Here is a 1,681-nt window from a genome sequence, read left to right as displayed (position 1 = left end):
CGGCACGAACAGGTCGCCGCGCACGCCGCCGACGGCTACGCGCGCATCACCGGCAAGCCCGGCTGCGCGGTCGTCACGGCCGGCCCCGGCACCACTGACGCCGTCACCGGGGTCGCCAACGCCTTCCGCGCGGAGTCGCCCATGCTGCTGATCGGCGGCCAAGGGGCTCTCACCCAGCACAAGATGGGGTCGCTCCAGGACCTCCCGCACGTCGACATGATGAACCCGATCACCAAGTTCGCGGCGACCNNAGACGGGCGCCTACCGCGCCTCGACCCGCTCGCCCGGCGACCCGGAGGCGGTCGAGCGGCTGGCCGACCTGCTCGTGCACGCGGAGAAGCCGGCCATCCTGCTCGGCAGCCAGGTGTGGACCACCCGGGGCACCGAGGCCGCCGTCGAACTCGTCCGCACGCTCAACGTCCCCGCTTACATGAACGGCGCGGGGCGCGGCACGCTGCCGCCCGGGGACCCGCACCACTTCCAGCTGTCGCGCCGGTACGCCTTCTCCAACGCCGACGTCATCGTGATCGTCGGCACGCCGTTCGACTTCCGGATGGGCTACGGCAAGCGGCTCTCCCCCGCGGCGACGGTCGTGCAGATCGACCTCGACTACCGCACGGTCGGCAAGAACCGCGACATCGACCTCGGCATCGTCGGGGACGCGGGGCTGGTGCTGAAGGCGGTCACCGAGGCGGCCTCCGGGCGGGTCAACGGCGGGGCGTCCAAGCGGAAGGAGTGGCTGGACGAGCTGCGCGCGGCCGAACAGACCGCCCTGGAGAAGCGGTTGCCGCAGCTGCGGTCGGACACCTCCCCCATCCACCCGTACCGGCTGGTGAGCGAGATCAACGACTTCCTCACCGAGGACTCGATCTACATCGGCGACGGCGGCGACATCGTCACCTTCTCCGGGCAGGTCGTGCAGCCCAAGTCGCCCGGCCACTGGATGGACCCGGGGCCGCTCGGGACGCTCGGCGTCGGCGTGCCGTTCGTGCTCGCCGCCAAGCAGGCGCGGCCGGACAAGGAGGTCGTCGCGCTGTTCGGCGACGGCGCGTTCTCCCTCACCGGCTGGGACTTCGAGACGCTGGTCCGCTACGACCTGCCGTTCGTCGGCATCGTCGGCAACAACTCCTCGATGAACCAGATCCGTTACGGCCAGGCCGCCAAGTACGGCAAGGAGCGCGAGCGGGTCGGCAACACCCTCGGGGACGTCCGCTACGACGAGTTCGCGCGGATGCTGGGCGGTCACGGCGAGGAGGTCCGCGACCCCGTCGACATCGGCCCCGCGCTGCGCCGCGCCCGGGAGTCGGGCAAGNNCGCGTCCTGGACATGACCCACGTCCAGTCGGGCCCCTCCGCGACCCAGCTGCTGGCCTGGCTCGGCGCGGACGTCGTCAAGCTGGAGGCGCCCACCGGTGACATCACGCGCAGGCAGCTGCGCGACCTGCCGGACGTCGACTCCCTCTACTTCACGATGCTCAACTGCAACAAGCGGAGCATCACCCTGAACACCAAGACCGAGCGCGGCAAGGAGATCCTCACCGAGCTGATCCGGCGCTCGGACGTCATGGTCGAGAACTTCGGCCCCGGCGCCATCGACCGGATGGGGTTCACCTGGGACCGCGTCAAGGAGATCAACCCGCGGATCGTCTACGCCTCCATCAAGGGCTTCGGCGAGGGCCCGT

General features: G+C 70.6%; 1 protein-coding gene and 1 pseudogene. Both read left to right on the top strand.

The features are described from left to right. Positions 1-1,312 (top strand): annotated as a pseudogene (locus CCN29_RS33155) (thiamine pyrophosphate-binding protein); the annotation flags it as partial. A 14-nt stretch (positions 1,313-1,326) separates the two neighbouring features. Next, positions 1,327-1,681 (top strand): CoA transferase (locus CCN29_RS33150; protein ID WP_442538648.1); only part of this gene is annotated, 355 nt, incomplete at its 3' end.

Origin of the sequence: Streptomyces pseudogriseolus (assembly GCA_002154585.1) — a bacterium.
Taxonomy (GTDB): Bacteria; Actinomycetota; Actinomycetes; order Streptomycetales; family Streptomycetaceae; genus Streptomyces; species Streptomyces pseudogriseolus.
Note: the sequence above shows the minus strand (reverse complement) of the source record. Positions and strands in the feature narration are given on the sequence as shown.